The organism is Streptomyces sp. NPDC031121, assembly GCF_055570615.1.
In genome coordinates this window covers 164,621-190,411 of record NZ_JBVIGV010000015.1, presented here as the reverse complement: position 1 = coordinate 190,411, position 25,791 = coordinate 164,621, and the positions used below count along the sequence as shown (strand labels likewise).

Here is a 25,791-nt window from a genome sequence, read left to right as displayed (position 1 = left end):
ACCCCCACGCGACTGGAGAACCGATGGACAGCAACCTCGTCGTCCCCACACCCGCGGGTGCCACGACCTTCGACGAGAGCCAAGTACCGCTCTACTACAGCCGCAAGACGGCGGACATCCTCCACAAGTACGGCCCCGGACCCCGGGTGCACTTCCACATGGGGCTGTTCCCGCAGGGCGCGACCCCCAACACCACCGTCACCCAGCGGGTGCTCAAGCGCCGCATCGTCGAGTCGCAGGAGGCGATCGTCGACCACGCCGCCCGCTCCTGGGGCGCGTACGTCAACCCGCCCGCACGGCTCCTCGACATCGGCTGCGGGGTGGGCGGCGGCTCCCTGTACTGGGCGCAGGAGCACGGTGCTTCGGTCACGGGGCTCACCGTCGCCGCCGACCACATACCCGTGATCGAGGACTTCGCGCTCCAGGCGGGCGTGGCCGACCGCGTCACGCCGCTCCTGGCGGACGTCCACGACTTCAGCACCGAGCTGAAGTACGACGCGGCGTACGCGAACGAGAGCTCCGGCTACATGGACCGCGACCGGCTCTTCCGGGTCGTGGCGGACAGCCTCAAGCCGGGCGGCTGGTTCGGCATCCAGGAGCACTTCATCTGCCGGCCGGAGTGGACGGAGTTCATCGACGGCTACTACAAGACGCGGCTGGGCACCCTGACCGAGTACCTGCGGGCCGCCGAGGCGGCGGGCTTCGAGCTGGAGCAGGACGAGGACGTCACCGACCGGGTCGCCGAGTTCTGGGTGCAGTCGATGGCCTGGAACACCGCCGAGCTCGACCGCATCGAGCTCACCGGTGCCCGTTCGGCCTGGTCGCGCGAGCGGCTCCAGGAGTCCGCGATCACCCACGGCAAGCTGTTCCGCATCTGGCGCGACCACGCCCTGGAGACGCGGCTGCTGCTGTTCCGCCTGGCGGAGAGGAGCTGACGGCGTGCCGCCCTCGTACGCCAAGGGATCCGCCCCCTCCCGCATCGGCTGGACGCTGCCCGCGCTCTACTGCCCGTTCGAACGCGGCCTGATCCACCCCAAGGCCGCGGAGATCGAAGAGCGCGCCGTGGCCTGGCTGGACGGGCACCGCCTGTACGCCGACGACACCGAGCGCGCCTGGGGGCTCGCCACGCGCAGCGCCGAGTTCACCGCCCGGATCATCCCCTTCGGCGACGTGGAGCCGATGCTGCTGTTCGCGCAGTGGAACTACTGGGCCTTCGCGATCGACGACTGGCAGGACTCCGGCGCCGCCACCGACAGGTCCCGCACCGCCGACGTCGCCGACCACGGGGCGCGGCTCGTCCGCGCCGTGCGGGCACCGGGCTCCGGGCTGCTGCCGCCCGGGCCGTTCACCGCGGCGCTGGAGGACCTGGCGGTCCGTACGCACGAGATGCTGACGCCGGTGCAGCTGAACCGCTTCACCCAGGGCATCCAGGACTGGGTGTTCGGCTCGACCTGGCAGTCCGGTTACGCGGAGCAGGGCGTGATGCCCTCGCTGAACGAGTTCGCGGCGATGCGCATGGCCGTGAACGGCACCCGCTTCACCCTGAGCTGGTGCGACGCCGCGAACGGGATCAACGTGCCGGCGCCGGTCCTGTACTCGCCGCAGGTGCAGGCGCTGACCGATGCCGCCGGCTTCATCGTCGGGTGCGACAACGACTTCTTCTCGTACAACAAGGACGACCACCACGGCTCCCTGGAGGAGAACCTGGTGAACGTCCTGGCGCAGGAGCGGGGCTGCACGCCGGCGGAGGCCCTGGAGGCCGCGGTCGCGCTGCGGGACCGGGTGGTCTCCTTCTTCGTCCGGCTCCGCGACCAGGTGGCGCGGGACGCGGGAGCGGAGCTCCGGCGGTACCTGCGGTCCCTGGAGCACTGGATCGCCGGCGACGCCGAGTACCACAACCGGGCGCCCCGGTACGCGAGCCCCCGCAACCGCAACGCGCTGCCGGTCGAGGGGGCCTCGTACGACGTCGTCTTCCGGGACACCCCGTCGGACACGAGCGCCGAGCCGCTGCCGGTGCCCACCCTCGCCGGGTGGTGGCAGCAGCTCGACGGCTGACGCGGCGGTTCAGCCCCGCCCGAGGAGCCGGGCCCACCACGGGGCCCGGCTCGCGGGCCCCGCGGCCCGCGGCGGCGCCGCCACCCGGACCGGCGCGGGCGCGGGGACCCGCGCCGGCACCGGCGTGGCGCCGGTGGCCGCGGCCCCGTGCGGGGTGAAGCAGACCGGCAGCTCCACCAGGTGGCGGGACATCAGCGAGGACCTCCAGGACAGCCCGTCCTCGGGGACGCCGAGCTCCAGGTCGGGCAGCCGCGCCAGGAGGGTGTCGATGCCGGTGTCGGCGATGGCGCGGCCGATGTCCTGCCCGGGGCACTCGTGGGGGCCGCTGCTGAACGCCAGGTGCGAGCGGTTGCCGTGGACGGGCAGGGTGAGGTCCGGCCGGATGTCGGGGTCGACGTTGCCCGCGGACAGGCCGAGCAGCAGCATGTCGCCGGCCCTGATGTGCCGTCCGCCGAGGTCGGTGTCCCCGGTCGCCCAGCGGCCCAGGATGGTCGTGAACGGCGGGTCGTCCCACAGGACCTGTTCCAGGGCGTCCGGCAGCGTCATGTGCCCGCCGGAGAGGTTGGCGCGGAACCGGGGGTCGGTCAGCACCACCCGCAGGGTGTTCGCGATCAGGTTGGCCGTCGACTCGAAGGCCGCGATCAGCACCAGGCGCAGGTGCTCGACGATCTCGTCGTCCGTCAGGTCGGTGTCGTGGTCCAGCAGGTAGGAGGTGAAGTCCCGGCCGGGGACGACCCGCTTGCGGTCGACCAGGTGCTCCAGCGTCTCGGTGACGTACGCATTGCTGGCGACCGCCGTCTCGGTGCCCTTGAGCATGTCGCGGGCGGCCTCGACGAGGCGCGGGCCGTAGGAGTCCGGCATGCCGACGAGCTGCGTCATCACCAGCATCGGCAGCGGCTCGGCGAAGTCGGCGACCAGGTCGGCCCGCCCGGTCTGGACGAAGCCGTCGATCAGCTGGTTCGCGAACCGCGTGACGTAGCGGCGGATGCCGCGGCGGTCGAAGCGCTCCAGGGAGTCGGTGACCGCGCCGCGCAGCCGTTCGTGCTCGGCGCCCTCGACGAGGTGGCAGACCGGCTGCCAGGCGGTGATGGGCGTCAGCGGGTGGTCCGGCGGGACGTTGCCCTCCTGCATGTCGCGCCAGCGCCGTGGGTCGCGGGAGAAGCGGGACGGGGTGCGCGCCACGTCGAGGTTCTCGCGGTGGCCGAGGACGAGCCAGGCGGGCAGGTCGCCCTGGACGAGGACGGGCGCGACGGGGCCGTGCTCGGCGCGCAGCCTCTCGTACAGGCCCGTCGGGTCGGCTTCGGCCTCGGGGCCGTACAGCCGGTGTGCGGGGCAGCCCGGCGGCGGGAGGGCGGGGTCGGACGGCGGGGTACTCACAGGGCCTCCGGGGTTGCGGCGAGGGAGTGCAGGTAGCGCATCAGCGTCATGAGGACATCGCGGCTGGAGTCGCGGCGGCGGGCGTCGCACACGACGAGCGGGACCGCCTCGGGCAGGTCCAGCGCGGCGCGCAGGTCCTCCAGCGGGTGCTCGGGCGCGTCGGGGAAGGCGTTGACGGCGACGACGAAGGGCACGCCGCGCTCCTCCAGGCGCCCGATGACGTCGAAGCTGACCTCCAGCCGGCGGGTGTCGACCAGGACGACCGCGCCGAGGGCGCCCTCGAACAGGCCGCGCCACAGGAACCAGAAGCGCTGCTGTCCGGGGGTGCCGAAGAGGTACAGCACCAGTTCCTCGTTGATGCTGATGCGGCCGAAGTCCATGGCCACGGTGGTGGAGGTCTTGCGCTCCACTCCGGCCGTGTCGTCGACGCCGACGCCGGCCTGGGTCATCGTCTCCTCGGTGGTGAGCGGGCGGATCTCGCTCACGGAGCCGACCAGGGTCGTCTTGCCGACGCCGAAGCCGCCGACGATGACCACCTTGACGGCGGCCGCCGCCGTGGCCGGGAGGGCGTCCTCGCTCCGGGGACCGGCCGGGGGATGTCCGCGGTGGGGTGCCGTGGGCGGCGGCTCAGAGCTTGCGAAGTCCATCGATGACTGCCTCTATCAGTGCCAGGTCGGGGAGTTTGGCGGGGGCGACGGGCGGGCGTGAGAGCACGTGGCCGGCGGTGATCAGGTCGCCCAGCAGGACGGTGACCACGCTGACCGGCAGGGCGAGGTAGGCGGAGATCTCGGCCACCGAGAGCGGTGACCCGCACATCCTCATGATCGCCGCGTGTTCGGGTTGCATCCCGGGCCTGGGCCCCGTCTTGGCGATGATCAGGGTGACGAGGTCGAGGGGGACCGGGGACACCGGTCCGCTCCGCCCGCCCGTGATCACGTAGAGCCGCTCGGGAGTGCCGTCTTCCCAGTCCCGGCCCGGGTTGCTCACGCGGTCAGCCCTCCCCCGGGCGCGGTGGCTCCGGGGGCGTCTCCGACCCGCGGCGGGCTGCTCAGGTGCTCGCCGATACGGGCGACCAGGTCGCGCATGCGCTGGCCCATCAGGCCGGCGTCGACTCCCTCGTCGGCCAGGACGGCCAGGTAGGCGCCCGCTCCGGCCGCCATCAGGTAGAAGAACCCGCCGTCCATCTCGATCACGACGAGCCGCATCCGGCCGCTGCTGTGCGGGAGTTCGGCGGCGACGGCGCCGGCCAGGCTCTGGAGTCCGGCGCAGGCGGCGGCGAGCCGGTCGGCCGTGTCGGTCTCGGTGCCGTACTGCGCCATGCGCAGGCCGTCGGCGGACAGGACGACGACGTGGCGGGTCTGCGGAACGCTTTCGGCCAGGTCCTTGAGCATCCAGTCCATGTTGCTCTGCTGCTGACTCATGGCTGTTCCCCCTTGCTCGCCGTGTTCGGCGAGGCGTCTGTGTTCGGGCTTGCTGCGGCGCGGCGGCTCGGGACGGTCTTGCTGCTGGTGTCCCCGGTGAGGCCGCCCTGGAAGGCGGCCAGCCACATGCCGGGTTCGGGTTCGGGTTCGGGTGTGACGGCGGCCGCGGCGGGTGCGGCCGGTGCCGCGGCGGCCGCGGCCGTTTCGTCCGGGGTCGCGACGCGGGTGCGGCGGCGGCGCTGCGGAAGGCCGGTCGCCGTCCGCTCGGTGACCAGGGGCACGTCGTCGTCCTCGGGGTGCCGGGGGCCCGTCGAATGACGGGCGGCGGCCGGCGGGCGGGCCGCGGCGGGCGCGTCGTCGGAGGCAGCCGTGTGCTCCGCGGCAGCCGGCCGTGCCTCGGCCGCCGGCGCGGCGGGCGCGGCGGCGGGCAGGGCGGCACGCGGACCGGAAGCGGTGCCGATGCCGTGGGCGACGCCGGTCGCGGCGGAGCTGGCAGTGATCAGGTCCTGCGGGATGACGAGGACGGCGCGGACGCCGCCGTACGCCGACGCGCGCAGCGAGACCTGGAAGTCGTAGGCCTGCGAGAGCCGGCCGACGACGGCGAGGCCCAGGCGGGGAGTCTCGCCCAGGTCCGCGAGGTCGATGCCCTCCTGCGCCTGGCGGAGCATCCGCTCGGCGCGCCGGCGGGCCTCCTCGCTCATGCTGACGCCGCCGTCCTCGATCTCGACGGCGATACCCGAGTTCACGTCGACGGCGGTCAGGTGGACCTTGGTCTGCGGCGGCGAGTAGCGGGTGGCGTTGTCGAGGAGTTCGGCGAGGGCGTGGATGAGCGGTTCGACCGCCGGGCCGACCACGGCGACCTGGGAGACCGAGTGGAGCTCCACGCGCTGGTAGTCGATGATCCGGGACATGGCGCCGCGGAGCACGCTGTAGAGCGGGACGGCCTTGGACCACTGGCGGCCCGGGCGGGCCCCGCCGAGGACGGCGATGGAGTCGGCGAGGCGCCCGATGAGCGCGGTGCCGTGGTCGAGGCGCAGCAGGTCCCCGAAGACGTCGGGGCTGCGGCCGTGGCGGTCCTCCATCTCGCGCAGTTCCTGCGCCTGTTGGTGGACGATGGCCTGGACTCGACGGGCGATGTTGACGAAGGCGCGCTGCGCGGAGTCGCGCAGGTCCTCCTCGGCGACGACGGCCTCCAGGACGGAGCGCAGCACCGCCTGGTGGGCGGCCCGGAACTCGGGTGTGAGTCCCGGCCCGTGGGTGCCGGGCTCCTCCAGGGAGGCGAGCACCTCCTCGGGGAACTCGCCCTTGCGGAGCCGTTCGACGACGTCCGGCAGGAGCTCCTGCGCCAGGCGGACGGTCTCGGTCTGCTGCCGGGCGAGCGCCGCCTCCTGTGCGGCGACGGCGGCGCGCAGGACGGCGACCGCCCTGCTGCGCCGGGCGGCCACGGCGCAGGCGAGGGCGACCGCCGCGAAGGCGACGGCGCCGACCCAGGCGACGGGCGTGCGGGCGGGTGCGGAGACCGCTGCGACGGCGATCGCCGCGGCAACTGCGGTCGCCAGGGCGGGAAGCGCCCATACGACGGGTGAGGTGGCCCCTGGACTACCGGGCGACGATCCCACGCGAACCATCAGAACCCTCAAACGATCGAAAGCGAATGATCATAGGACAACGGCCCGGAATCTTAGCGGCTCCGTGCGCGGCCCTTGACAGCAGGTCATGATCCGGACAGGGCAACCGGGTTGAGTGCGGCCTTTCTGGCCGAAACCCGTTTGTGTGCCGGTCGGGGCCGATTTTCCGTGCTTTGCTACTGGCCGGTACCCCGCGCGGAACCGGCGATTCCCCCGGGGGCAGAATGATCTTCGGCAGAGCCCCGCCACTCGTCGGCTCGCCTCCTCACGGACCAGCACGGAACAGGAGCGCACGCATTGAACCAGGCGACGCGCGAACAGGCCCAGAACTTCCTCCGGCAGGACGAGCGGCTCGTCGCCGCCTGCGCCTACGAACTCGGCCCGGGCGTGCCGTACCCGCCCGAGTCGCTCCTCGCGCCGCCGGAGCCCCCGGCGCTCTCCCGGCGCATAGAGGCACGGATCCCGCGCCCCCTGCGCCAGTTCGTCCACGCCAAGGCGCTCGATCCGCGCCACTCTCGCCCCGCCGCCGCGGCGGACGCCGCCGACCGGCTGCCGGACGCCGTGGACGCAGCGGGCTCGCGGCTGCTCCACGGCCCGAGCATGGAAGGCGGCTGGGAGAGCGCCGCCGGCCGCTTCCTCATCAGCCGGGCCGACGCCCGCGGCTCGGTGGGCGGGATCCTCGCCGTCACGGACCGGCGCTGGTTCGCCCTGACGGACGTCTCCCCGCTGTGGCGGTCCACGCCGGTGATGCGGGAGTACTGGGAGGTGCCGCGGCAGTCCGTCTCCGCCCTGCGGGCCAACCCGCGCGGGGCGCTGCAGAAGGGGCGCATGGACATCGAGTTCACCGACGGGTCCTGGGTCGCGGTCCTCGCCTCCCCGGCGTCGGCGGCCCGGCCGTTCGCCGAGGCGTCGGTGTACCACCGCTGAGGCGGGGCGGGGGCACGGGAGGACGGACCAGCCGGGGCCCGGTGGTCTGTACCAATCCTGCGCGGGTGGCGCACACTGCCGTGACGCCTGTTGCGGGAGGACCCATGAAGCCCACCGGCCGAAGCGCCGCCGAACTGCCCCTGCACCGCCTCCAGGTGCCCCAGCCGCACCTTCTGCCCTTCGCTGTCGGCTCCTTCGACGCGATCGGCCCCCTCTCCCGTGCCGGATTCCCCCACCGGCACACCTTCCACGAGATCGCCCACGTCACCGGCGGAACCGGCAGGCACGTCCTCGACCTCGTGCCCGGCCCCCTCGACCCGCCCCTGCTCTGTGTGATCACCCCCGGCCAGGTGCACCACTGGGAGCGCGCCGAAGGGCTGGCGGGGCGGGTCGTCCTCTTCCACGAGGACTTCCTCGGCGGGCACCCCGAAGACGCGCGGGCGCTGCGCCGGCTGGCCGGACGGCCCACCGTCGGCCTGGGGACGCACGCGCCGCGCATCGCCGGGCTGGTCGACGCGATGGAGGAGGAGTACCGGGCCCTGCGGCCCGGGTACGCCGGCGTGCTGAGCTCCTACCTGCACATCCTGGTCGTGGAGGCCGCGCGCGCCGCCGAGGCGGTCGCGCCGCCGCCGGCGCCCGCAGACCGGGCGGACGGCCTCGCCGAGGCGTTCGGGCGGATCACCGCCCGCCCGGGCGGGGCGCAGCTCACGGTGGCCGCCTGCGCCCGCGAACTCGGCGTCTCCACGGGGCACCTGCACACGGCGGTGAAGCAGGCGACGGGCCTGACCCCCGGCGAGCTGATCCGCCGGGCGCAGACCCTGGAGGCCAAACGCCTGCTCGCGGGAACCGACCTGACGGTACGCCAGGTCGCACAGCAGGCGGGTTTCGCCGACCCGTCGTACTTCTGCCGCTTCTTCCGGCGCGAGACGGGCCTGACCCCCGGCGGGTTCCGTGCGGGGCTCGCAGGAAAACACCACGATCCCCGGATCCCGTCCATCGCGGCGCCCGAATCCGGCCCCTAGGTTGGCACCGCGGCGCCGGAACCGGCGGGCGGCCGCCGCCCGCGGCGCTGCCGCGCCCCACCGCGGCACGGTTCCGGCCCGCCACCCCCACCACCGGAAGGAGTCGACGCATGCCCGCTCCCGAAGACCCGGGCCACGACGCCCAGGACGCCCAGCGCCGGGCCCTCAGCCGCAAATCGGTGCTCAAGGCGGCCGCCCTGGCCGGCGTCACCCCGCTGCTGATCGGCGGCGGCGCGGCCCTGGCCAGGGACCGCGGCGCCGCCCCGGGCGCCGACCTGGAGCTCACGCCGCCCTGCGACGACGGCGACGCGCCGACGATCCCGCAGACCGAGGGCCCGTATTTCAAGCCGAACTCCCCGCAGCGGACCTCGCTGGTCTCGGCGGGGACGCCGGGGGTCCCGCTCACGGTGTCCGGGTTCGTCTTCGGCCGGAGCTGCCGGCCGGTGGCGGGCGCCCTGCTGGACTTCTGGCAGGCCGACACGAACGGCGCGTACGACAACACGGGGTACGCCTTCCGCGGCCACCAGTTCACCGACGCGCGCGGCGCGTTCACGCTCCGCACCATCGTCCCCGGCCTCTACCCGGGCCGCACCCGGCACATCCACGTCAAGGCCCAGGCCCCCGGCGGGCGCGTGCTGACGACGCAGCTGTACTTCCCCGGCGAGCCGCGCAACGCCACGGACTCCCTCTTCGACGCGCGGCTGCTGATGACCGTCCGGCAGAGCGGGCCGGGCCGCGAGGGCACCTTCGACTTCGTCCTCGACGCCGACGCCGGCGGCCCCTCCCCGTCCCCCACGGGCTCCCAGCCGCCCGCGGACGCCTGGACCCCCGGCCGCACCTACCGGGCCGGGGACCGGGCCTCCTACGGCGGCGCGGCCTACTCGTGCCTCCAGGCCCACGTGGCGGCCGTCGGCTGGGAGCCGCCGGCCACCCCGGCGCTGTGGAGGCGGGTCTGAGTGCGTGCCGCGGATCGTGGCCGGCCCGCGGCCCTCAGGCGGTGTGACGGACGCGGAACCGGTCGGGCCGCGCCGGGTCCCGGTCTGCGACCTGGACCGGTGCGCCCGCCCACTGCCACACGCCGGTGCCCGCGGCGCGGGTGAAGCGGATCCGCCCCCGGGTGCCCTCGGCCGACACAAGGGGCCACGCCCCCGCGACCGCCGCCCGGCCGTTGCCGCCGGTACGCAGCGCCTCCGCGAGGACGGCGACGGTGTCCCAGCCCTCCAGGGCGACGAAGGACGGCGCCCCGCCCAGCCGGGTCCGCAGCTCCCCGGCGACGCGTTCGCCGAGCGGGCCGAGCCGGTCGGGCAGGTAGCGCAGGAACGGGATCCCGGCGCCGTTCGGGCCGAGCGCCGCGGCCCATCCGGCGAACTCCGGCTGCCCTGCCGGGGCGCCGATCAGCACGCCTTCGAGGCGGCGGTCGGCCCGGACGGCCCGGACGATCGGAACCGCCGGCTCCGGGTGGCCGGCCAGCAGGAGCAGGGCCGTCGCGCCGTCGGCGGCGAGCGCGTCGCACAGGGCCGCGGGGGTGAGCGCGTCCGCGTCGAGTGCGAGGAGGGTGCCGCCGCCGGCGGCGAGGCGGTCGCGCAGGATGCGCGTCCCGGAGGACCAGTAGGCGCCCGGCTGGGCGGCCACGGCGATCCGCCGCCGTCCGGCCGCCAGGAGGAAGTCCGCGTACGTCCGCCAGCCCCGCGACTGGGGCGGGGCCAGGCGGGCGACCTGCTGCGCTGGCCCGTCGGTGAGCTCGTCGAGCACCGCGGACGAGCAGAGGAACGGCACACCGACGGCGTCGGCCCGGGCAGCGGCGGCCCGGGCCACGACACTGTGGTACTCGCCGACCAGGGCCGCGACGCCCGCGTCGGCCAGTTCGTCCACGGCCGCCGCGGCGCGCCGCGGGTCGGCTGCCGTGTCCCGGACCAGCAGCTCCAGAGGCCGGCCGGCGATGCCCCCGGCGGCGTTCGCGTCCCGGACGCCCAACTCCAGTCCGGCGAGCAGCTGCCGGCCCGCCTCGGTCCAGCCGGGCCGGGTCAGCGGGACGAGCGCGCCGATGCGGACGGGCGCGCCGTCAGTGCGGTGCGCTCCGGGCGGCGGCGTGTGCGTCGGCGGCGTGTGCATCGGCGGCGTGTGCGTCGGCGGCGTGTGCATCGGCGTCTCCCCAGCGACGGTGCGGCCCGGCGGCAGGGCGGGCGCGCCGGTGGTCGTGCCGGCCATTGGATCCGCCGCCCCGCCCGCGGGCAACCGGATTACGGGCGGCCGGCCGGGGACCTTCGGAGACCGCGGCACGACCGGCCGGAATCCGGTCCCGGACGGTGCGCGTGACCGAAGAGATGCGTTCGACGAGCCGGCACCGGCCCGCGACGAGTCCGGTGTCCGGGTGTCGTTCGACGGCGCCACCGTACGCGTCGCCTTCGACGCGTACGGCGACCGTGAACCGCCGGGTGACGGTCCGCACCTCCGGGCGGGCCGGAGAGCGCGGAGAGCGCCCCGTACGGGCCCTGAGCCGCCTGGCCGCCGGGCTCTCCCGGCGGCCAGGCGGCTCAGACCGGTTCGGGCTGCGGCTCCCGCTGCGTCTCGCGGCGCGGCGCGGGGAGGCGCACCGGCGCGTCCTGCCGCTCCCACCGCCGGGTGGTGCGTACGTACCCGTAGACCACGGAGGCGGTCGCCAGCACGAGCAGCGGCCCGAACAACCACGGCAGCCCGGCCATCTCCACCGGCAGGAAGCGGTAGGAGGCGAGCAGCGCGGCGAACACCGCGGTGCCGTACACGGCGAGCCGGACGCCCTGCGGGTCCCAGCCGCGGTCGTAGGCGCGCAGCGCCGTCTCGATCGTGACGGTGAACACCACGCCGGCGATGATGTCCGCGCCGTAGTGGTAGCCGAAGCCGAGCGTCGCGCCGAGGGTCGCGATCAGCCAAAACGTTCCTGCGTAGCGCAGGGCCCGCGGGGCCTTGCGGGAGTGGATGAAGATGGCCGTCGCCCAGGCGGTGTGCAGGCTGGGCATGCAGTTGCGCGGGGTGAACCCGTCGAAGGGCATCGGCTGCGGGACGGCGACCGGCGGCGGCGTGTTCGGCCAGAGGTCGGCGAGGGCCCACTGCCCGCCGTCGGCGCCGTACACGAAGACCGGCCCGACGACCGGGTACAGCATGTAGATGCCCGGTCCGAGCAGCCCGATGACGAGGAAGCTGCGCACCAGGTGGTGGCGCGGGAAGCGGCGCTCGGCGGCGACGTTGCGGAGCTGGTACAGGGCGACCGCGACGGCGGCCACCGCGAGCTGGACGTACACCCAGTCGAGGACGTGGGCCCCTGCCGCGCCGGTGGCCTCCACGATCCGGCCCGCCACCCACGACGGATTGCCGAGGGCGTGGTCGGCGGCGGCCACGTACTGGTCGAGGACCATCGGCCGCGTCTCCGACGTGAGCAGCAGCCAGGTGTAGCCGGTCTTGCGGCCGGCCACCAGCAGCAGGGCCAGCCCGACGCCCTTCAGCAGCAGCGTCCGCTCCCGGCCGGTGCGGCGGGTGACGGCGATCACGGCGAAGGCGAGGGTCACCCACAGGGCGCCGCTTCCGGCCATCTGCTCGGCGCCGAGCTGCGCCCGTACGCCCCAGAGGACGAGGTCGACGGCGATCGCGGCGCCGAAGGCGGCGAACCGCTGCCGCCAGCCGAGCACCACCGTCATCAGCGCCATCGCGGCGTACAGGACCGTCCCCGAGCGGGGGGCGAAGACGACTTCCCGGGCCTGGGCGGTGAGCGGCCCGGCCTCGCCGTACCGGCGGGCCGCGAACTCGAGCGCGACGAGGAACACCAGGGCGGCCGCACCCACCACGGCCCACATCAGGGCCCGGGGCCGGCCCCGTACGGCGGATCGGATTGCGCCGTCTGCGCGGGAAAACGCTCGCGAAACCGTGGATATCAATTGTCAGCCGATGTTCATGTTGCGACGTGCTCGTGGACAGTCCGAACATGCTAGCGGCCCGCGAGGCGGCCCCGGCGGCCCGGAACACGGGAGGGGCCGCCTCCGCGGAAAAGTGAGAAGACGGCCTCCGAGCTGCGGGCCTCGCCGGGGGCCGGCGCCTTCGGCCCCATCGGGCGGACTCATGCCAGCAGGCTCCGCAGCGTTTCGGCGGCACGTACGGCGGCGTCACCGCAGCAGTTGTTGAACAGGACGTGCAGCTGCTCGGTGCGGTCCGCCAGTCGGCGCAGGCGCGGCAGCCAGGAGGCCAGTTCCTCCCGCGTGTAGGCGTGCCGGAAGCGGTCCTCCTTGCTTCCGGTCCCCCAGGCGGCGCTGCGCCCGTGGAAGCGGACCACGGCGAGCTTCGAGGACGTGACCGGTGTGACGGCGGGCATCGAGGTCGGCAGCCCCTGGGCCGTGTCGACGACCACCGCGGTGGCGTCCAGGTCCCGCAGCAGGGCGGCGGTGCGCTCGCGCCGGTCCTCCCGCCACCAGTCGGGATGCCGGAACTCCACGGCCGCCGGCCACTCGTACGCCCGTTTCCTGGTGGTGTGGAGCACGGTCTCCGCCCGCGGGCCCGGCCGGAACCACGGCGGGAACTGGAACAGTACGGCGCCCAGCCGACCGGACTCGCGCAGGGGCCGCAGGGCCGCGCCGAAACGGTGCCAGACCTCGTCGAGCAGCTCCGGATCCCCGAGGTCGCGGTCGCGCAGGTCGCCGGGCAGGGCGGCCCTGCGGGTCGGGTGGCCGGTGAGGAGGGAGAACGCCTTGATGTCGAACCGGAAGCCGGGCGGCGTGCGTTCGCTCCACAGCTCGCTGTTGCGGACGCTCGGAAGGGCGTAGTAGCCGGCGTCGACCTCCACGACGGAGAAGCGTTCGGCGTAGTGCCGCAGCCGCCCCTCCGCGTCACGCCGCCCGGGCGGGTACCACCCGCCGGCCACCAGCGCCTTGTCCGTCCACGAACACGTCCCGATTAGCAACTCGCCCATGCCGGCCGTCCTTTCGTCACGGCCCGTCTGCCCGCGAAATGCGGCACCGCCCTCGTCCCGTCCGGCTTCCCGGCCGCCGCGGGCAACGACGACGACACGGGTTCGATGTGTCCCTGTCAAAACTCTTGCCGACCCATGTGACATGTGCCATTTTACAGCGCACCCCGTCGTCGACGGGATTCCGACTCCCCTCCCCAGGAGTGACCTTTGCGCGCCATGGCCGTCGCCACCGCCCTGCTCATCGCAGCCTTCGCCGCCTCCCCCGCCCAGGCGTCCCCCCACGCCGACCCCAAGCCGAGCCACCCGTTCGCCGACCCGGCCCAGCGTCCGGCCCACGGCACCGCCAAAGGCGCTCCCGGCGACACCGGGACCACCGGCGGCCGACTGGAGTCGCGCATCCTGCCGATCGTCCACAACTGCAGCCCCACACTGCGTATCCGCGCCCAGGAGATGACCGCCGCCCAGCTCACGGCCACCTGCGCGAGCCTCGCCAACCAGGACGCCTACTTCCACAGCGTCGTCAAGGACTCGGGCCCCGTCGCCAACGACTACAACACCACCCTGGAAGTCGACGTCTTCAACTCCAGCGCCGACTACAAGGCGTATGCGAGGAAGATCTACGGCATCGACACCAACAACGGCGGCATGTACCTGGAGGGAGACCCCTCCAAGCCGGGCAACCAGCCGCGGTTCATCTGCTACGAGCGCACCGACGTCAGCCCCGGCTGGCAGATATGGAACCTCAACCACGAGTACACGCACTACCTCGACGGCCGCTTCGACCTGTACGGCGACTTCAACGCCAGCCAGAGCACCCCCACCGTGTGGTGGGGCGAAGGCATCGCGGAGTACGTCTCCTACTCCTACCGCGGCGTCCCCTACACCAACGCCCTGGCCGAGGCCGGCAAGCACACGTACTCGCTGCGCACGCTGTTCGACACCACCTACGCCAACAGCGACGTCAACCGCACCTACAACTGGGGCTACCTCGCCGCCCGCTACATGGTCGAGAGGCACCCGGACGACGTCGCCACCGTGCTCGGCCACTACCGCACCGGAAACTGGACCGCCGCACGCGCCTTCCTCACCTCCCTGGACTACGAGAACGACTGGAACGCCTGGCTGACTGCCGTGGCGGCAGGAGCCTGACCGGCCGCCGCCCCGCTCCCCCGCCCGGGCGCCGAAGACCGCCTGGACGACGGGGGTCCCGACCGGTCGGCAAGACCGGCCGGGACCCTGGGAGCGCCATCGCCGCCCTCGCACCGTCCCCGCGTTCAGTGCTGCGGCGCGCTCAGCCGCCGCTCCAGGTCCCGCAGGTCCTTGACCAGCGAAGACCGCACCTTGCGCCCCATCAGCGGCGCCGCCGGCCCGTAGAGGCCGGACGCGTCACCCCGTACGCGGATCCGCGCCAGCGTGCCGCCGGCCGCGGTCGGGGTGAAGGTGTAGGTCACGTGCATCGGCATCGGGCCCGCGACCGACACCATGTCCAGCAGCCGCGGAGGCTCGTGGGCGGCGACGCGCAGCACGTAGTCGATCCGCCGGCCCAGGAAGTACGCGGTCCGCGTCACCTCGGCCCCGACTCCGAAGCCACCGCCGTCGGCCGGACGCGTCAGCTCCGCCGAACGGATGCCCTGCGTCCACTCGGCGTCGTGCCTCCAGTCCATCGCGTACCCGGCGACCTGCTCGCACGGCAGCGGCAGCACCCGCTCCGCGGTGACGTCGATTCCCATGCGCTGCGCCCGCTCCCCTTCCCGCCGACACCTCCCTCCATGGACCCACCTCCCGGAGTCGGGGGCAACCGGAATCCGCCCCCGGCACCGAATCCCTCCGGGCTGCCGCAGGGCGCCGGAGCGGGTCAGCCGTTGAGGTCGCGGCGGTTGAAGCGCAGCACGCCCACCGCGACGAAGACCGCCGACGCGGCGGCCAGTACGGCACCGTCGCCCCACTGGAAGCCGTTCTTCAGCGGCTCGCCTCCGATGTAGTAGTGGAACGGGGAGAGGTAGGCGAGCCAGGCGGCCCCGATCCGGGCGGCGAAGGTGTGCGCCGTGTAGGCGAGCACCCCGGCGACGGCAGTGACCACCAGCGCCGCGGTACGGCGCCCCACGGCGGCTCCGATCCCCAACGCGAGCGCCCCGAAGGTGATCGCCAGGAGCGCCAGGTTCAGGCACTGGGCAAGGAACTCGACCGGCGTGACGCCGGCCAGTTCGGCACTGTCGCGCACGGCCAGGACCGCGAGCCAGACGAGGGCCGCGATGGCGAAGGCACCGGCCGCCAGGGCGCCGAAGCGCTGCAGGGCGAACCGGGTCCGGGTGACGGGGTGGGCGAGCAGCAGGTCGAGCTGCCCGGACTCCTCGTCGCTCGCGACGGCCCGGGAGCCCGTGGCGACGCCGTAGACCATCGCGAGGAGGGGGACGATCACACCGAAGACGGTGGCCTGCAGATAACCCGCGGCGGTCCCGTCGACGTGGAGGCTTTCGCGGAGCGCCGCGGGGATGCTTTCGGTGTTCTCCCGCTGCGAGGGGTAGGTGCCCGCGTACACCATGCCGACGAGGGCTGTGCCGACAGCCCAGCCGATCAGGCTCCGACGGCTGTCCGACAGGGTTTTGGCGAAGACGGCGGCGCTCATCAGGTGGTCCTTTCGGTGCCGGTGCGTGGCGTGGTACGAGTACCGGGTCAGGCGATGCGTGCCGGCGGGGTGCTGCGCGGTGCCGCCTCGGCGCCTGCGTAGTACGAGTGGAAGAGTTCGTCGAGCGCGGGTTCGGTGGCGCGCAGGCCGGTGACGGGGTAGTGGGCCAGCGCCTTGACGAGCGCGTCGGGGCTGCCGACGACCTGGCCGCTGAGCGTCGTACCGGCCTCGTCCAGGCGCAGCCGGTTCGCACCGGGCAGCTCCGCGAAGGCGGTCACCGGAACACTCGTCCCGAAGGTGACCTCGACGTCGCGGACCGCACCCGCGCGGAGGTCCGCCACCGTGTCGAGGGCCACCAGCCGTCCGTCGCGGATGATGCCGACCCGGTCGGCGACGGCCTCGACCTCGCTCATGATGTGGCTGGACATGAAGACCGTCCGGCCGTCGGCGGCTGCCTCGGCCACCAGGTCGAGGAAGGCCTGCTGGACGAGGGGGTCCAGTCCGGAGCTGGGCTCGTCGAGGATCAGCAGCTCGGGCGTGTGCATGAACGCCTGCACGAGGCCGACCTTCTGCCGGTTGCCCTTCGACAGCTTCCTGATCTTCGCCGACTGGTCGAGACCCAGCCGGTCGGCGAGGCCGTCGATCCGCCCCTGCGGGACACCGCCGCGCAGAGCGGCCAGGAAGCGCAGGTAGCCGCGGACGTTCTGGCGGCCGCCACACACGAAGTCGCCCGCCAGGTACCCGACCCGGCGGCGCAGCCGCACACCGTCGCCCCGCGGGTCGAGCCCCAGAACGGCGACGCTGCCGGCGGTGGGGCGGATGAGGTCGAGGAGCAGCCGGATGGTGGTGGACTTGCCCGCGCCGTTGGGCCCGAGGAAGCCGAACACCTCGCCCTGCACCACGTCCAGGGTGAGGCCCGTCAGACCGCGACGGGTGCCGTACGCCTTGGTGAGCTCGCGGAGCTCGATCGCGTTCTCCATACCGGGAACATAGCGTGCGTTCACAAATCTGTGAACACTCTGAAAATCAAAAGCTCTCTGTGTGATAGACATCTGCCCCAAAGAGGAGGTCAGGCATGGACGGCACGGAAGACACGGACGCGAGACTCCGCGAGTCGGCGGAGAAGCTGGCCCTGACCCTGTCCCAGAGCGGCATGCAGAAGACCACCGCACGCGTGATGACCGCGCTCCTCTTCAGCCAGCAGGAGGCGATGACGGCGAGCGACCTCTGCGAGGTCCTGAAGATCAGCTCGGGCGCGGTGTCGGGCGCCGTCAACCAACTCATCCCCACCGGCATGATCGAACGCGTCCCCGCCCCGGGCAGCCGCCGCGACCACTACCGCTTCCGCGAGCACGCCTGGGCCACACTGATGGGCAACCAGAACACCCTGCTGGCCGGCATGGGGGCCGCCGCCGCCGAAGGCATCAAGGTGGCAGGCAAGGACAGCGTCGCCGGGCGCCGGCTGGACGAGATGCAGGACTTCTACGGCTTCATGCAGCGGGAGATGGCCGCCCTGATCGACAAGTGGCGGCACCAGTACGACGCGGCCCACAACTGACGCACCGACACCCCGGACACGCCACCGGACGCCGGAGCCCACGCCCGGCGGCGACCTCGGCAACGCCACCCACCCGGCCCCCGAAACGACCTGAAGGTCGTATCGGACACTTCCGATACGACCTCCGACCTGCATAGATGCAAGTCGGGACGACAGGATTTGAACCTGCGACCCCTTGACCCCCAGTCAAGTGCGCTACCAAGCTGCGCCACGTCCCGTTGTGCTGAGGGCTGCTCCCACCTGGGGTTCTGCCCTGCGGCACATGCAGAAGATTACCCCACGTCGAGGGGTGCGCATGCACGGGTATCCGGGTCGGGGGAGGATGGCCGGGTGGAGGGACGGGATCGGGATGCCGAGGGGCGGGCGCGGAGTGCGCGTCCGCGGGACGGGCTGGGGCGGCCGCTGCCCTACGGGGCTTCGGGCGTGGCACGGCAGCCGGAGGGCGTGGTGCGCACCCCGGAGGAGACGGTCCGGGAGGCGCAGCGCCTGCTGGACGCGGGAATGCCGTTCCACGCTCACGAGGTGTTCGAGGACGCCTGGAAGTCCGGGCCGCCGGAGGCTGCCCCGCTGTGGCGGGCGCTCGCGCAGGTGGCGGTCGGGCTGACCCACGCGGCCCGCGGGAATGCGGTCGGAGGGGCCCGGCTGCTGCGGCGCGGAGCCGATGCGCTGGCCGCGCCGGCTGGGATGGGCCGGCCGGCTGGGATGGGCGGGCCGGGCCGGCCGGGCCAGCCGGGCCGGCCGGGCAGGCCGGGCCGGCCGGGCAGGATCGGCCCCGTGGGCGGGCGCTGGTACGGGATTGACGTGCCCGGGGTGGTTGGTTGGGCTCGGGAGCTTGCCGGGCGGGTGGAGGCGGAAGGTGGGCCCGTCGATCCCGTGGCCGAGTCGCCCCGGCTGGGCGGGGCCTCGCCGCCGTCGGCGTGCTGACCGCGGTCGGCGTGCTGACCGTGCCGAAGCCGGGGCTGGCCGAGGCCGGGGCTGCTCGGGGCCGCCGTTGGGGTGCTGCTCGTTCGGGCGGTCAGGGGGGTGCGGCGGGGGTTGCCGTCGTGAGGATGACGTCCAGGGTGCGGGGGCCGTGGACGCCCTCGACGCGGGTCAGTTCGATGTCGCTGGTCGCGGAGGGGCCGGAGATCCACGTCAGCGGGCGGGTCGGGTCCAGGCGTTCCAGGGCCTGCGGGACCGAGTCGACGACCTGCTCCGGGACGCGGACCACGCACACGTGGTGGTCCGGGATCAGGGTGATGCGGCGCCGGCCCTGCGCGGGCCCGCCGTCGAGGACGAGCGTCCCGGTCTCGGCGATGGCCAGGGCGCAGCCGGTGACGACGCTGTCCACGGCGTCGAGTTCGTACGGGGTGGCGGCGGCGCGGTCGGCCACCGGTGTGGCGGTCGTGGCGGCGAGCCAGTGCGGGGGCAGGCCGGCCGGGGCGAGGACGGTGCGGGCGCCGCGCCGGGCCAGGAGCCGGGCCAGGAGGGCGGGGAGGCCGTCGGCGGCGGTGCGGTGGACGTGGGCGCGGTACTCGGCGAGGTTCGCGGCGAGCAGTTCGGCGGCTTCGGCGGGTGTGCGCTCGCCGTGGACGCGGAGGTAGTCCCGCGGAACGGGCGGTTCGGCCCCGGCGGGGTCGGCGGCCGCGGCCCGCCGGATGCGGGCCAGGATGACGTCCCTGCTCGTCATGGTGTGCCTCCCTCGCTCGTCATGGCGTGTCCCCGTCGCGCGTCACGGTGTGCCCGCCTGGTGCTGCCGCTGCGGCGTCCGGTCCTGTCGTTCCCGGTCCGCCCACCAGTCGCGGAACGGCCGTTCGGGCGGTTCGGGCAGGTCCCGGCTGTCCGTCCACGCCCGGCCCGGTCCGGGCAGCCGGCGCGGCCGCAGGCGCCGCGCGCGGGCCAGCAGCCGCTCGCCCGCCCGCCACGCGCCGGGGTGGTCGAGCAGCAGCCGGGCGGCGCGCAGCGCGGCTCGCTCGGCGGTGCGGCCGCGGGCGGGCCGGATCCGTACGCGGACCCCCTCGCGGGTCGCCGGGCCGCCCTGCACGATGCGTTCCCGCAGGTGGACGAGGACCTCGGGGATGTCGATGGCGACGGGGCACACCTCCTCGCAGGCCCCGCACAGCGTGGACGCAAACGGCAGTGACGCGTCGACGGGATTGCCGGTGCCGCGCAGCTGGGGGCTGAGGACGGCGCCGATCGGGCCGGGGTAGACGGAGCCGTAGGCGTGGCCCCCGGCCCGCTCGTAGACGGGGCAGACGTTCAGGCAGGCGGAGCAGCGGATGCAGCGCAGCGTCTGGCGGCCCACCGGGTCGGCGAGGGTGTCGGTGCGGCCGTTGTCGAGGAGGACGAGGTGGAATGCGGAGGGGCCGTCCCCGCCGGCCGTGCCGGTCCACATCGTCGTGTACGGGTTCATCCGCTCGGCGGTGGAGGAGCGGGGCAGCGTCTGGAGGAAGACCTCCAGGTCGCGGAAGGTCGGCACGACCTTCTCGATGCCGACGACGGAGATCAGCGTCTCGGGCAGGGTCAGGCACATCCGGCCGTTCCCCTCGGACTCGAACACGACGAGGGTGCCGGTCTCCGCGACCATGAAGTTGGCCCCGGACACGGCGACCCGGGCCCGCAGGAACTTCTCCCGCAGGTGGAGGCGGGCCGCCTCGGCGAGCTCCCGCGGGTCGTCGCCGAGGCCGTCGGGGGCGGGGCGGCCCCAGCGGCCCATCTCCCGCGCGAAGAGGTCCCGGATCTCGCCGCGGTTGCGGTGGATCGCCGGGACGAGGAGGTGGGAGGGGCGGTCGCGGCCGAGCTGCACGATGAGTTCGGCGAGGTCGGTCTCGTACGCGGCGATCCCGGCCTCCGCCAGGGCTTCGCCCAGGCCGATCTCCTGGGTGCCCATCGACTTGACCTTGACGACCTCGCGCTCACCGGTGGCCTGGACCAGCCGGGTGACGATGCGGCAGGCCTCGGCCGCGTCGACCGCCCAGTGGACGGTGCCGCCCGCGGCGGTCACGGACGCCTCCAGCTGGACGAGGTAGCGGTCGAGGTGGCGCAGCGTGTGGTCCTTGACGGCCTTGCCGGCGGCGCGGAGCCGGCCCCAGTCGGCGAGCTCGGCGACGGCGCGGGCGCGTCGGCCGCGGATGGTGTGTGTGGCGTGTCGCAGGTTGGCGCGCAGGACCGGGTCGCGGACGGCGCGGCGCGCGGCCTCGGGGAAGGGCGGCATGCCGAGGAAGGCCGCCGGCTGCGCCCCCGCCGACGCCCTCGCCGACGCCCTCGCCGCGCCCGTTGCGTCCGGTTCGCCCGTCGTCATACGAGGGGTTCCTCCTCCGTCGAGGCCAGGATCTCGGCCAGGTGCACGGACCGCACCGGCGAACCGGTGCGGCGCAGGATGCCGTCGAGGTGGGTGAGGCAGGAGTTGTCGCCGCCGCACAGCACCTCGGCCCCGGCGGCGGCCGCTGCCGCGGCCTTGTCGGCGCCCATCGCCGCGGACACGTCGGGGTTCTTCACGGCGAACGTGCCGCCGAAGCCGCAGCACTCTTCGGCGCCGGGGAGTTCGACCAGCTCCAGCCCCCTGACGGCGGCGAGGAGCCGTCGCGGCCGCTCCCCCAGGCCGAGCCCGCGCAGCCCGTGGCAGGAGGGGTGGTAGGCGACGGTGTGCGGGTAGTACGCGCCGACGTCGGTCACCCCGAGCACGTCCACGAGGAACTCGGACAGCTCGTACACCCGCGGCGCCAGGTCCTCCGCGTACGCCTCCAGCCGGCCCCCGCGGCCCTCCTGCCGGGCGAGCCGCCCGATGCGCGGGTAGTGGCCGCGGAGCATCGCGGCGCAGGAGCCGGAGGGGGTGACGACGTAGCGGTGGCCGGCGAAGGCCTCGGCGGTGCGGCGCAGCAGCGGTTCGGCCTCCCGCCGGTAGCCGGTGTTGTACTGCGGCTGCCCGCAGCAGCTCTGGGCGGCAGGGAAGTCGACCCCGACCCCGAGCCGCTCCAGCAGGCGGACGACGGCCACCCCGGTGCGGGGGTGGAGCGCGTCGTTGACGCAGGTGACGAACAGCGCGGCTCGCATGGCGGGCAGAATAGCGGCGTGAAGAAGTTCTCAGTGATCGGCATAGGCGCGGGCGACCCGGAACACCTGACCCTCCAGGCGGTCAGGGCGATCGGCGCGGCGGACGCGTTCCTCATCCTGGAGAAGGGCGAGGAGAAGGCGGACCTGACGGGGCTGCGGCGTGCGATGCTCGACGAGCACGCCCGCCCGGGCCACCGGCTGGTGGAGGGCCGGGACCCCGACCGTGACCGCACTCCGGAGCGGTACGCGCCGACGGTGGACGGCTGGCGCAGCGCGCGGGCGGAGATCTTCGAGCGGTTCGTCGCGGAGGACCTCGCCGAGGGCGAGACGGGCGCGTTCCTGGTGTGGGGCGACCCGTCGCTGTACGACTCCACCCTCGCGATCCTCGACGAGGTGCTGGAGCGCGGCCGGGTGGCGTTCGAGTACGAGGTGGTGCCGGGCGTCAGCAGTATCTCCTCGCTGCTCGCCCGGCACCGCACGACGCTGAACCGGGTCGGCCGCCCGGTCCAGATCACGACCGGGCGCCGCCTGGCCGAGGGGTGGCCGCAGGATGTGGACGACGTGGTGGTGATGCTGGACGCGCGGCACGCCTTCACCGCCCACCTCGATCAGGACGCGTACATCTACTGGGGCGCCTACGTGGGCACCCCGGACGAGATCCTGGTGCAGGGCCGGCTCGCGGACGTCGCGGGCCGGATCGAGGAGCTGCGCACCGAGGCCCGCGCCCGCAAGGGCTGGATCATGGACACGTACCTGCTCAGGCGCGGCTGAGGAAGCCGGGCAGGACGGCGGCGAGGCGCTCGTACTCCTCGGGGCGGTTGTAGAGCTGCCCGCACACGCGGATGCCGCCGCCGCCCGGCCAGGGCCAGACCAGCACCCGGATGCGGTGCTCGGCGGCGAGCCGCTCGCGCAGCGCGCGGGCGGCCTCCGGCGTCTCGGCGAGGCCGGGCGGCAGGCGCAGGGAGCGCATGGCGACGCCCTCCCCCCAGGGCAGCGGGGTGAGCTGCGGGAGTTCGGCGAGCAGGGCCGCGCCGTGCGCGGCGAGGGCGCTGTTGTGGGCACGGACCTTGGCGGCGTCGAGGCGGGCCAGCAGGTCCAAACCCTCGGGCGCGGCGAGCCAGCCGGTGTAGTCGGCGGTGGCCCGGTTCTCGACGGAGCGCGGGAAGCCGTGCGCGTCCTCCCAGGACGGGACGAGCGCCCGGACGCGGCCGCGGTGCGCGGGGGCGACGGCGAGGACCGCGGTACCGGAGGGGGCGTAGCCCCACTTGTGGAGGTTCCCGAAGTAGAAGTCGGCGCCGACGGCGAGCGGGTCGGCGAGCATGCCGGGCGCGTGGGCGCCGTCGACGACGGTGGTGATGCCGCGGTCGGCGAGTTCGGCGAGGAGCCGCGGGGTGGCGAGGGGCCGGGCGGTGGGCGAGCTGATGTGGTCGAGGAGGGCGACCTTCGTACGGGGCGTCACGGCCGCCAGGACGGCGTCGCGGACGGCGTCCTCGTCGGGGAGGTCCGGATCGAGGGCGGCGGTGGTGACGGTGGCGCGGCGGACGGCGGCCGCGGTGACGGTGCCGTAGCCGTGGTTCGTGACGAGGACTTCGTCGCCGTCGGCCAGGGGGATCGCGCCGAGGGCGAGGTTGGCGCCCTCGGTGGCGTTCGAGACGAAGGCGATGCCGTCGGGGTCGGCGCCCAGGTGGGCGGCGATGCGGGCGCGGGCGGCGGCGATGCGGTCGGGGGCGCCGGTGAAGAAGGCGTCGGGGTCGGCGTGGGCCTCGTCGCGCAGCGCCGCCTGGGCCTCCTGCACGGGGAGGGGGACGGCGCCGAACGAGCCGTGGTTGAGGTGGGCGACCGCCGGGTCGAGGCGGAACAGGGCGGGCCCGCCGGGGAACACGGCGGGACTGCCGTGGCCCGCGCCGGTCGGGCCGGTCGGGCTGCTGGGGCTGCTGGGGCTGGTCGGGCTGCTGGGGCTCGTCGGCCGGGTCACGGATCCTCCGCTGGTGGACGGTGCGGTCGTCCGCAGGATCATCGGCGGGCGGCGGGCCTCCGGGAAGGGCCAATCCCGCCAGGGTGGCCGGTGCCGTCCCGCCGCCGGGCCGGACCGGGGGCTACTTCCGCCCGCTGGTGACGGCGTGGTACTGGAGGTCCTGGACCTCGACCCTGCCCTGCACCGGGCGCGGCAGCTCGGCCGTGGTGACCGTCTTCCCGCCGCGTTCGACGGCGGCCGAGTTGGTGCCGGTGCGCAGCGGGAGCAGGGTGGCGTGGACCCCTGCGGGGGCCTGGTGGGAGGCCTTCGCCGAGCCGGTCCTCGTCCGGACGGTCGCGGGGGCCTTGAGGAAGCTGAGCACCTCGACCGTGTCGCGGGCGGCCGCGCTGCCGCGGCGCAGCCGCATCACGAGCGACTGGTCGCCGGTGGGGTCGGCGGCCGCGAACTGGGTGCGGGCGGTGACGTACAGGGTGTCGCGGACGATCTTCGGCCAGCTGCCGGTCTTGAACCGGGTCAGGTAGTAGGAGGCCAGGTCGAGGTAGGCGTGCCCGTTGTTGACGGACGGGGCGAACTGGGTGTTCTCGGAGTAGTCGTTCCAGGTGGTCAGCTGCACCCAGTCGGCGCCGTCGTCGATGGCGCTGGTCCAGGTGGCGCGCAGGGTGGCGGTGTTGCCGGCCTCGTCGAAGACGCCCTGGTTGGGGCGGGCGTCCTGGACGGAGACGGGCTGCATCCACAGTTTGCCCATGTCGTGGGAGCGGCGGACGTCGCGCGCGGCGCCCTCCTGGCCGGTGTAGCTGCGCGAACCCCATTCGGAGAAGCCGTGGCTGATGGGCGCGAAGCGGGCGTGGTGGGAGTCGAAGTCGAGGAACGTCGGGACGAGCGCGGTGCGGATGCCGTGCCGGGACTTCAGGACGTCCATGAAGCGGGTCCACCAGGCGGGGTCGCGGACCTCGGCCTTGAAGGGGGAGACGACGAGCCGTCCGTCGCCGAGGCGGTGCGCGGACGGCGACTTGGCGAGGGCGGCGACGGCTCCGGCGACGACGGCCGGGTCGTCGGTTTTCAGGGAGGTCATGTCCGGCATCAACATGATCTTGAAGTGGGGGTCGACGGAGCGGGCCGCCTCCATCAGCAGGTTGGCGCGCTCCCAGTTGGGGCCGCTGAGGGAGAGCATGTCGAGGGTGAAGCCGTCGAGGCCGGCGGTGCGGGCGGTGCGCACCTCCTGCTGGAGGTTGGCGAGTTCCCAGTTGCCGGCCTTGGGCGCGACGGGCAGGGGCCGGTCGCGCAGGAGGCCGCCGTACCGTTCGTGCTTGCCCTTCTCGCCGTCGGGGTTGAGGTAGTTGCGGGTGTAGTAGTCCTTGTCCGCGCGGACGTTGTCGAGGGAGAGCGGGTAGGGCGTGAAGTAGTGGGCGAACACGAGCTTCCGGCCGGCGCCGGCCGCCGAGCGCAGGGCGGTCGGCTCGGGCATGTCGAAGGGCAGGGCGCCCGCGGGGCGCTTGTCGACGGTGTCGCCGGCGTCCGGTACGGGGTCGGCGCCCTTGCCGCTGCCGCTGCGGGTCTTCCCGGGCGCGGGCGCCTCCTTTCCGGAGGGGCCGGATCCGGACGCGCCGGGCGTGCCCGGCCGGGGCTCTGCGATGCGGGGGGCGCCCGCCCACTGGCCGGCGCCGGCCGTGAACGGTTCCCAGGCGATGCCGGCGGCGACAAGGCCGGCGAGGAGGCATCCGGACAGGAGCAGGGCCGGCAGGGGGCGGCGGCGCAGGCCCGCCCGGCGCCGGTGCGAGGCGCGCCGCGCCCGCCGGTCCGCGGCGCGGTGCCCGGCCGGGGTGCCGTCCTGCCGCTCCGCGTGCCGGGCCGTGGTCCGGTCCGCTCTCATCGTGTCGCCCCTCCTGGAATATGCCTGCGATCGGCTGGAGAGCAGTAGAGCCGAATTCCGGCTTCCGGACAACCGTTCGCCGGTGCGCGTACAGCGGGAGGCCCAGCCCGGATACGCCGCTCGCCGGGGTGCGCGACGGGTGCGCCGGGGTGTGCGCTCGCGCGCCCCGCCCCCGGCGGGAGCGCCCCCGGCCGGTGCTCCGGCGGTCCGCCGGCGCCTCTTCCGCAATCGCCCCTGCGCGGCTCGAAACGCCCTTTGGCCCAGCAGGGAGCGTGCCCCCCGGCTCTGGCGGCCGCCGCCCGCATACGGGTCCGCCCCCGGTCGGCGGCTGCCGGCCGGGGGCGGGCCCCTGTCCCTCTACGCCCCC

At 74.2% G+C, this 25,791-nt stretch carries 24 protein-coding genes, 1 tRNA gene and 1 pseudogene; 9 read left to right on the top strand and 17 right to left on the bottom strand.

Features of this window, described 5'->3' with window-relative positions; translation table 11 throughout:
* Positions 1–23 precede the first annotated feature (23 nt).
* Positions 24–935 carry an SAM-dependent methyltransferase gene (locus ACZ462_RS26760; RefSeq protein WP_467808559.1) on the top strand — a complete coding sequence of 304 codons (912 nt, stop codon included), beginning with the start codon at positions 24–26 and terminating at the stop codon, positions 933–935.
* 4 nt (positions 936–939) lie between these two features.
* Positions 940–2,055 carry a terpene synthase family protein gene (locus ACZ462_RS26755; RefSeq protein ID WP_467808560.1) on the top strand — a complete coding sequence of 372 codons (1,116 nt, stop codon included), beginning with the start codon at positions 940–942 and terminating at the stop codon, positions 2,053–2,055.
* A gap of 9 nt (positions 2,056–2,064) precedes the next feature.
* On the opposite strand, the gene ACZ462_RS26750 is transcribed toward ACZ462_RS26755, so the two are convergent.
* From ACZ462_RS26750 to ACZ462_RS26730, 5 genes are read right to left on the bottom strand one after another with little or no spacing between them, the layout of a single operon-like run.
* Positions 2,065–3,432: a cytochrome P450 gene (locus ACZ462_RS26750; RefSeq protein ID WP_467808562.1), complete on the bottom strand. Its 1,368-nt coding sequence runs from the start codon at positions 3,430–3,432 to the stop codon at positions 2,065–2,067.
* Positions 3,429–4,079: a GTP-binding protein gene (locus ACZ462_RS26745; RefSeq protein ID WP_467808563.1), complete on the bottom strand. Its 651-nt coding sequence runs from the start codon at positions 4,077–4,079 to the stop codon at positions 3,429–3,431. Before ACZ462_RS26745 ends, ACZ462_RS26750 begins: the two co-directional genes overlap by 4 nt.
* The gene (locus tag ACZ462_RS26740; protein WP_467808564.1) at positions 4,060–4,419 is read right to left on the bottom strand and encodes a DUF742 domain-containing protein; all 360 of its coding nucleotides are present in this window, start codon (positions 4,417–4,419) and stop codon (positions 4,060–4,062) included. Before ACZ462_RS26740 ends, ACZ462_RS26745 begins: the two co-directional genes overlap by 20 nt.
* Entirely contained in the window at positions 4,416–4,853 is a 438-nt protein-coding gene (locus ACZ462_RS26735) for a roadblock/LC7 domain-containing protein (RefSeq protein ID WP_189807338.1), read from the bottom strand. The genes ACZ462_RS26740 and ACZ462_RS26735 overlap by 4 nt, the downstream gene beginning before the upstream one ends.
* A complete protein-coding gene (locus tag ACZ462_RS26730) occupies positions 4,850–6,481 on the bottom strand; it encodes a sensor histidine kinase (RefSeq protein WP_467808566.1) in 1,632 nt (543 codons plus the stop codon). The genes ACZ462_RS26735 and ACZ462_RS26730 overlap by 4 nt, the downstream gene beginning before the upstream one ends.
* Before the next feature lie 297 nt (positions 6,482–6,778).
* Here ACZ462_RS26730 and ACZ462_RS26725 point away from each other — a divergent pair, with 297 nt between their 5' ends.
* The 3 genes from ACZ462_RS26725 to ACZ462_RS26715 all read left to right on the top strand — a co-directional run bounded on the left by ACZ462_RS26725 (position 6,779) and on the right by ACZ462_RS26715 (position 9,386).
* A complete protein-coding gene (locus ACZ462_RS26725; RefSeq protein ID WP_467808567.1) occupies positions 6,779–7,408 on the top strand; it encodes a hypothetical protein in 630 nt (209 codons plus the stop codon).
* A gap of 104 nt (positions 7,409–7,512) precedes the next feature.
* Positions 7,513–8,430: a helix-turn-helix transcriptional regulator gene (locus tag ACZ462_RS26720; protein ID WP_467808568.1), complete on the top strand. Its 918-nt coding sequence runs from the start codon at positions 7,513–7,515 to the stop codon at positions 8,428–8,430.
* A gap of 110 nt (positions 8,431–8,540) precedes the next feature.
* Positions 8,541–9,386: a dioxygenase family protein gene (locus ACZ462_RS26715; RefSeq protein ID WP_467808570.1), complete on the top strand. Its 846-nt coding sequence runs from the start codon at positions 8,541–8,543 to the stop codon at positions 9,384–9,386.
* Positions 9,387–9,420: 34 nt separating this feature from the next.
* On the opposite strand, the gene ACZ462_RS26710 is transcribed toward ACZ462_RS26715, so the two are convergent.
* From ACZ462_RS26710 to ACZ462_RS26700, 3 genes are all read right to left on the bottom strand, one after another.
* Positions 9,421–10,542: an ABC transporter substrate-binding protein gene (locus tag ACZ462_RS26710; RefSeq protein WP_467808599.1), complete on the bottom strand. Its 1,122-nt coding sequence runs from the start codon at positions 10,540–10,542 to the stop codon at positions 9,421–9,423.
* A 422-nt stretch (positions 10,543–10,964) separates the two neighbouring features.
* Entirely contained in the window at positions 10,965–12,257 is a 1,293-nt protein-coding gene (locus ACZ462_RS26705) for a phosphatase PAP2 family protein (protein ID WP_467808571.1), read from the bottom strand.
* A 260-nt stretch (positions 12,258–12,517) separates the two neighbouring features.
* Positions 12,518–13,363 carry a DUF72 domain-containing protein gene (locus ACZ462_RS26700; RefSeq protein ID WP_467808573.1) on the bottom strand — a complete coding sequence of 282 codons (846 nt, stop codon included), beginning with the start codon at positions 13,361–13,363 and terminating at the stop codon, positions 12,518–12,520.
* A gap of 381 nt (positions 13,364–13,744) precedes the next feature.
* Here ACZ462_RS26700 and ACZ462_RS26695 point away from each other — a divergent pair.
* Positions 13,745–14,506 (top strand): annotated as a pseudogene (locus ACZ462_RS26695) (collagenase); the annotation flags it as partial.
* A gap of 131 nt (positions 14,507–14,637) precedes the next feature.
* Here ACZ462_RS26695 and ACZ462_RS26690 read toward each other — a convergent pair.
* The 3 genes from ACZ462_RS26690 to ACZ462_RS26680 form a co-directional block, all read right to left on the bottom strand.
* A complete protein-coding gene (locus tag ACZ462_RS26690; protein ID WP_467808574.1) occupies positions 14,638–15,093 on the bottom strand; it encodes an SRPBCC family protein in 456 nt (151 codons plus the stop codon).
* Between the two features lie 125 nt (positions 15,094–15,218).
* The gene (locus ACZ462_RS26685; RefSeq protein WP_467808575.1) at positions 15,219–15,989 is read right to left on the bottom strand and encodes an ABC transporter permease; all 771 of its coding nucleotides are present in this window, start codon (positions 15,987–15,989) and stop codon (positions 15,219–15,221) included.
* A 47-nt stretch (positions 15,990–16,036) separates the two neighbouring features.
* Positions 16,037–16,969 carry an ABC transporter ATP-binding protein gene (locus ACZ462_RS26680; RefSeq protein WP_467808576.1) on the bottom strand — a complete coding sequence of 311 codons (933 nt, stop codon included), beginning with the start codon at positions 16,967–16,969 and terminating at the stop codon, positions 16,037–16,039.
* 95 nt (positions 16,970–17,064) lie between these two features.
* Here ACZ462_RS26680 and ACZ462_RS26675 point away from each other — a divergent pair, with 95 nt between their 5' ends.
* Complete coding sequence (locus ACZ462_RS26675) at positions 17,065–17,547, top strand: GbsR/MarR family transcriptional regulator (protein ID WP_467808577.1); 483 nt, start codon at positions 17,065–17,067, stop codon at positions 17,545–17,547.
* Between the two features lie 144 nt (positions 17,548–17,691).
* Here the strand turns inward: ACZ462_RS26675 and ACZ462_RS26670 are convergent.
* A tRNA-Pro gene (locus ACZ462_RS26670) sits at positions 17,692–17,765 on the bottom strand.
* 205 nt (positions 17,766–17,970) lie between these two features.
* On the opposite strand from ACZ462_RS26670, the gene ACZ462_RS26665 reads away from it, so the two are divergent.
* Positions 17,971–18,471, top strand: coding sequence for a DUF309 domain-containing protein (locus tag ACZ462_RS26665; protein WP_467808578.1), 501 nt, complete (start codon positions 17,971–17,973; stop codon positions 18,469–18,471).
* 91 nt (positions 18,472–18,562) lie between these two features.
* Here the strand turns inward: ACZ462_RS26665 and ACZ462_RS26660 are convergent, their stop codons facing one another.
* From ACZ462_RS26660 to ACZ462_RS26650, 3 genes are all read right to left on the bottom strand, one after another.
* Complete coding sequence (locus ACZ462_RS26660; protein WP_467808579.1) at positions 18,563–19,216, bottom strand: LutC/YkgG family protein; 654 nt, start codon at positions 19,214–19,216, stop codon at positions 18,563–18,565.
* A gap of 42 nt (positions 19,217–19,258) precedes the next feature.
* Positions 19,259–20,740: a lactate utilization protein B gene (locus ACZ462_RS26655; RefSeq protein ID WP_467808600.1), complete on the bottom strand. Its 1,482-nt coding sequence runs from the start codon at positions 20,738–20,740 to the stop codon at positions 19,259–19,261.
* Positions 20,741–20,823: 83 nt separating this feature from the next.
* Positions 20,824–21,579, bottom strand: a complete 756-nt coding sequence (locus ACZ462_RS26650; protein ID WP_467808580.1) for a (Fe-S)-binding protein — start codon at positions 21,577–21,579, stop codon at positions 20,824–20,826.
* A gap of 18 nt (positions 21,580–21,597) precedes the next feature.
* Between ACZ462_RS26650 and cobF the strand changes: the two genes are divergently transcribed.
* Entirely contained in the window at positions 21,598–22,350 is a 753-nt protein-coding gene (gene cobF / locus ACZ462_RS26645; RefSeq protein WP_467808581.1) for a precorrin-6A synthase (deacetylating), read from the top strand.
* Here the strand turns inward: cobF and ACZ462_RS26640 are convergent.
* Both ACZ462_RS26640 and ACZ462_RS26635 read right to left on the bottom strand, forming a co-directional pair.
* Entirely contained in the window at positions 22,337–23,554 is a 1,218-nt protein-coding gene (locus tag ACZ462_RS26640; protein ID WP_467808582.1) for an aminotransferase class V-fold PLP-dependent enzyme, read from the bottom strand. The two genes, cobF and ACZ462_RS26640, sit on opposite strands and share 14 nt — an antisense overlap.
* 121 nt (positions 23,555–23,675) lie before the next feature.
* Complete coding sequence (locus ACZ462_RS26635; protein WP_467808584.1) at positions 23,676–25,424, bottom strand: glycoside hydrolase family 71 protein; 1,749 nt, start codon at positions 25,422–25,424, stop codon at positions 23,676–23,678.
* Between the last annotated feature and the right edge of the window lie 367 nt (positions 25,425–25,791).